This is a genomic window from Anabaena catenula FACHB-362, assembly GCF_014698735.1.
Lineage (GTDB): Bacteria > Cyanobacteriota > Cyanobacteriia > Cyanobacteriales > Nostocaceae > Anabaena > Anabaena variabilis_A.
Map to the genome: position 1 here is coordinate 142,506 of NZ_JACJTQ010000008.1, position 6,000 is coordinate 148,505.

Consider the following 6,000-nt stretch of genomic DNA (forward strand, 5'->3'; position numbering starts at 1 on the left):
CAAGGGTTTCAGCTATTTTCACTCTTGACACGATTCCTGAAATGGACTATCATCAGATCATCCGCGCAATCGAACCTTGAAAACTACATATATATAGGCTTTCGGGCTACCGCAGTTGAAATTTCATTTACTCCCTATTAGGGATTGAAACCTAACTATTCAGAAAAGAAAGATAAGGAAAAAGCGAAATCGTTGAAATTTCATTTACTCCCTATTAGGGATTGAAACCCATACCAACACCACCTTACCCAGGAGATACCTTAGAAAGTTGAAATTTCATTTACTCCCTATTAGGGATTGAAACCAAGAACAAATAGATCAACTAAATGCTAAAAAAGTAGTTGAAATTTCATTTACTCCCTATTAGGGATTGAAACCCGACTTGGTTATTCCCTGGTTTGGGCAATGCCAGCGGCGGTTGAAATTTCATTTACTCCCTATTAGGGATTGAAACCCTTGGTTGCACATTATGGGTGAAGGGAAAACCGAGGGTTGAAATTTCATTTACTCCCTATTAGGGATTGAAACACGAAACCAGAGAATACTTACTAGAAAAGTGGAATGTTGAAATTTCATTTACTCCCTATTAGGGATTGAAACTAACAAATCTTCGTTTAAAAAATCTTCAACATCAGAGTTGAAATTTCATTTACTCCCTATTAGGGATTGAAACGGTTGAACCCGAACGACGGCGGGCGGCTTCACCTTCGTTGAAATTTCATTTACTCCCTATTAGGGATTGAAACTCCTTGACGCAAGTTGCAACAAGGCATTATTCACTGTTGAAATTTCATTTACTCCCTATTAGGGATTGAAACAGTTGTGTTGATTCACTCCATAGGGATAGACTTACGTTGAAATTTCATTTACTCCCTATTAGGGATTGAAACTCTTTCCATGTACAAATTAATAGCTTTTGTGCTACTATTGTTGAAATTTCATTTACTCCCTATTAGGGATTGAAACCATTTTCCGCCCCACCCGCAGTATCTGAAGCAACGTTGAAATTTCATTTACTCCCTATTAGGGATTGAAACAAACTGGCTCAAAGTCTGCTCTACCTGCTTCTGGCGTAGCGTGTTGAAATTTCATTTACTCCCTATTAGGGATTGAAACGCATTGGGAATGGTGGAGTTTCCCCGCAGCAATTAGTTGAAATTTCATTTACTCCCTATTAGGGATTGAAACATCTTTGTGTTCCTGATGAGCTAGCTTTAATGCAAGTTGAAATTTCATTTACTCCCTATTAGGGATTGAAACACCAATGTTGGGATCTAGCCTTCCTTGGAAAATGTTGAAATTTCATTTACTCCCTATTAGGGATTGAAACTTGCTTCAATCGTGAGACTGTGCGAAATGCTGATGCATATTCATTGTTGAAATTTCATTTACTCCCTATTAGGGATTGAAACCTTTTTTGCAATTACACATTCCTTCTTTTTCCTTTTCTGGTTGAAATTTCATTTACTCCCTATTAGGGATTGAAACTCTTGAAATTAGGATTATTACGTATCTTAAATGCTTTGTTGAAATTTCATTTACTCCCTATTAGGGATTGAAACATAGTATTTGTCTACTCTATCAGTTGGAACATTGAGTTGGTTGAAATTTCATTTACTCCCTATTAGGGATTGAAACAGAGAATGAATTTTTCCCCACACCTAACGCAACTATCGTTGAAATTTCATTTACTCCCTATTAGGGATTGAAACCTGAAGCTTTAAAACAACTTCCTAGCCACCTAACCGTTGAAATTTCATTTACTCCCTATTAGGGATTGAAACTTCTACGGGACAAACTCGTGGGGCAGAAATTCAATGGTTGAAATTTCATTTACTCCCTATTAGGGATTGAAACGTTTAATTACTCTTCTATCGTTCGTATAGCCAAATTGTTGAAATTTCATTTACTCCCTATTAGGGATTGAAACTTACGCCGCTGCTGTAATGTCGTTGGGGCAGAAGGAAAGCTCAGTTGAAATTTCATTTACTCCCTATTAGGGATTGAAACCGATTTGGTTCTGTTGGAGAGCAACTTGTTCGGGTGTTGAAATTTCATTTACTCCCTATTAGGGATTGAAACAATAGTAGTAGTGGCTTTTGAATTTTCTCTAATGTTGAAATTTCATTTACTCCCTATTAGGGATTGAAACTGGTTCTTCTACTTCTACTTGGCTGGCTGCTAATTTGTTGAAATTTCATTTACTCCCTATTAGGGATTGAAACCAGTCCAATACAAGTGTCGCCAAAAGTTGCCAGGAATTGTTGAAATTTCATTTACTCCCTATTAGGGATTGAAACACCTACTATTTCAGCCAATTTATGGATAGGGTAATCGTGTTGAAATTTCATTTACTCCCTATTAGGGATTGAAACGCTTGAGATTACTGGCACAAGCATCGCTGAATAGTTGAAATTTCATTTACTCCCTATTAGGGATTGAAACCAAGAGAGATAGGGGAGGCGGCAAAATCTATCAGGTTGAAATTTCATTTACTCCCTATTAGGGATTGAAACGATGAAGGCGCAACTCTAGACCCAGACAATTACTGTTGAAATTTCATTTACTCCCTATTAGGGATTGAAACACTCGTAGAATTTTGTAGAGGAATTCGCCTCTCCGCTTGTAGTTGTAGGTTGAAATTTCATTTACTCCCTATTAGGGATTGAAACTTGGTATGACATCGAAAACCGTCCTAGGGGTGCGGCTTGGGGTTGAAATTTCATTTACTCCCTATTAGGGATTGAAACATTTCTGGTATGGCTTTGGGATGGGATGCCGCGAGTTGAAATTTCATTTACTCCCTATTAGGGATTGAAACCGGTCTTCAAATAAACCTGATGACATAAATAAAGCTGAGGTTGAAATTTCATTTACTCCCTATTAGGGATTGAAACAATTTTAAAAAATTGGATATCCCCACCAAGAAAGAACGTTGAAATTTCATTTACTCCCTATTAGGGATTGAAACAAAACTACTATAGAGAAAGATGTCCCAGGGCTAGGAGCGCAAATGTTGAAATTTCATTTACTCCCTATTAGGGATTGAAACGAGAATGAAAAGTATATTTAGTTTTAAGTTATACTGTTGAAATTTCATTTACTCCCTATTAGGGATTGAAACACCATACCAATAGGCATGATGCAGGAAATTGTAAGTATCTGGGGTTGAAATTTCATTTACTCCCTATTAGGGATTGAAACTCTCTGAGTTTGTTCGATGCGCCTAATCTAGCAATGTTGAAATTTCATTTACTCCCTATTAGGGATTGAAACACCTCTTACTGCCCAATCGGAATGATACTCTAGCCAGTTGAAATTTCATTTACTCCCTATTAGGGATTGAAACCATATGTACTAGTTGGGTACTGAATTTTGCAGAGTGAGTTGAAATTTCATTTACTCCCTATTAGGGATTGAAACTTTTCGCTCTATCCAATACGTACCATTCCAATACCATTCAGGTTGAAATTTCATTTACTCCCTATTAGGGATTGAAACTGGGGAGCGGATAAAGGAGCGGGACGTGCTACCAACGCTGGTTGAAATTTCATTTACTCCCTATTAGGGATTGAAACATTTCAATAATCCTGCGAGAAAGCCTTCAAGAACTAATGCGACGAGTTGAAATTTCATTTACTCCCTATTAGGGATTGAAACGATTGAACGAGTTGGATATCGGGATAGCCCAAGCATTGTTGAAATTTCATTTACTCCCTATTAGGGATTGAAACCGGTGGAGATCCGAGAATCCTAGTAACCCAGAGTTGAAATTTCATTTACTCCCTATTAGGGATTGAAACAGCAGACAAGTATTTACGCCATTTTACGAGGGTTGAAATTTCATTTACTCCCTATTAGGGATTGAAACAGGAGAAATAATCATGCAATTACCCGCGCCAACAGTTGAAATTTCATTTACTCCCTATTAGGGATTGAAACGTATATTGCCAATACTCCCTACTACAGGAGTGGAGTTGAAATTTCATTTACTCCCTATTAGGGATTGAAACTTGATTTTGATTGATTCTAGTAAGTCACGATATTCAAGTTGAAATTTCATTTACTCCCTATTAGGGATTGAAACCAGCCTTTCTTAATGCATTACCTATCTTACCATTCTGAGTTGAAATTTCATTTACTCCCTATTAGGGATTGAAACATAAGTTGCGTAAGCACAGAAATCACGAAAAACTAGTGAGTAAGCACAGAAATAAAGCTTCAGTCCACTCAACAACCGCACCATAAGTATCTCCTGTATGTCCACCTAACTTATGATTAAACCAAGCTGCTGTTGAACTAGAAATCACAGATCCAATCATCATCATCCCCATAGCCAAAACTAAATTCTGGGGATTCATAAACCAAACCAAACCACTCACACCCAACAGTAAAAACCAACTCGGTAATAAATCTTTATAGGAACGAATCGCTTGTTTATGAAATGCACCTTTACCTGTAGGCTTTAAATAAGGATAAAAAGCGATCGCAACTTGTTGTCCCCAACGTCCCCACCCACAAGCCGCAATCAACGCCAAATAGCGGTTTTCTGACAAATCACTCAACGCAGCCGTTTTCAATAGTAAGATAGCGATCGCAGCCATCGCCCCAAACGCACCCGTAGCACTATCTACCATCACCTGCAATCTTCTTTCAGGATCTGTCACCGCTAATCCATCTGCTGTATCCATTGCTCCATCTAAATGTAACCCCCCCGTAATTGCAATCCAAACACATACTACTAAGGCACTACGAGTTAATATTGAGATATTTAGATAACTAATTGCCGTATCCAATAAACCTAAAATTCCGCCAATCATCAACCCGACAACAGGAGCAAAACAGGCTACCTGCTTGAATTCTAGGTCTTTGATATAGGGCAAAGGAATAGCACTATAAAATAGTATACTTGCAACCAACTGTAACAGTTGCTGTTTGCACCACTGCAACATTCTTATCATATTAATCAAAAGCTAAAACATGGACTTTTTCATAATACAAAAACCAGGTTTTAAGCCTCTCTAATATTGACACTCCCTAACCTTCTCCTGTAGGGGAGGGTTAGGGAGAGGTTTACCAGAGGGGACTTATGAAAAAAAGTTTGTTATGCTGATTTAATCATTATTCAACCCAAAAAGTACCAATTGATACAAAAATCCTGCGGTAGCAAAAGCCACAAATTGATCAGGGATGGTCTGCTTTTCGATTCTTTAATGGACGATCGCCCTACAAACTTGATATTTTGGAAATGTAGGGAGTCAAAAAGCTACGCAATTGACTTTTTAGCTGTGTTGTCACTCACCATCCCGAAATAGCTATTTCTCTATGAGTCATCATCTACCCGACACCAGGATACCAGCCCCATGCATTGTCAATACTGGCATTATTGTCAATAAGCTCGATATCCGACGATTACTGACTGATTTAGGTCGAGTCCACTACATTTACACCCAAGACAACAAGCTACTCAGCGAGGGTGAAGGGGATGTGATGGAAGTATTCACCAGTCAGCAAAGGTCTACTTTGGTTGCTAACAAAGCGCTGTATCTGAATATTTATAGTTTTGACTATCTGGAACTCAAACAGTCACCGCAACAAGAAACCTACTTTGATTTAATCCAAGAGGATATCTGTTTGCGTTTGATTCCCCTATCCATACCTTTACAAGAACGATGCGATCGCCACTTTAACGTCGTTGCCCTAGAAGCCATGATGGAGCAGGTACTGTCAGCCAGATGGGATGCAGAACTTGATGATGACTGTTCCGATTGCTTCTAACCTAGAAATCATATACCCAATAAGGCAGTAGTATAATGCAGGGTTTAAACCCCTAATTACCGAGTACTGAGTATCGAGTACCGAGTACCTAGTGTGGATAAAAACCAATTAACTTCAATGACCAATGACCAATGACCAATGACCAATGACCAATGACCAATGACCAATGACCAATGACCAATGACCAATGACCAATGACCAATGACCAATGACCAATGACCA

At 38.5% G+C, this 6,000-nt stretch carries 2 protein-coding genes and 1 CRISPR repeat array; of the genes, one reads left to right on the forward strand and one right to left on the reverse strand.

The window, feature by feature from the left end:
• Positions 1-114 precede the first annotated feature (114 nt).
• Positions 115-4,162: direct repeats of the CRISPR family, unit length 37 nt; unit sequence GTTGAAATTTCATTTACTCCCTATTAGGGATTGAAAC.
• 22 nt (positions 4,163-4,184) lie between these two features.
• Complete coding sequence (gene cobS, locus H6G68_RS08280) at positions 4,185-4,961, reverse strand: adenosylcobinamide-GDP ribazoletransferase (RefSeq protein WP_190906193.1); 777 nt, start codon at positions 4,959-4,961, stop codon at positions 4,185-4,187.
• A 364-nt stretch (positions 4,962-5,325) separates the two neighbouring features.
• Between cobS and H6G68_RS08285 the strand changes: the two genes are divergently transcribed.
• Positions 5,326-5,778 (forward strand): hypothetical protein, encoded by a 453-nt coding sequence (locus tag H6G68_RS08285; RefSeq protein ID WP_190906194.1) that lies wholly within the window; start codon positions 5,326-5,328, stop codon positions 5,776-5,778.
• Positions 5,779-6,000: the final 222 nt, after the last annotated feature.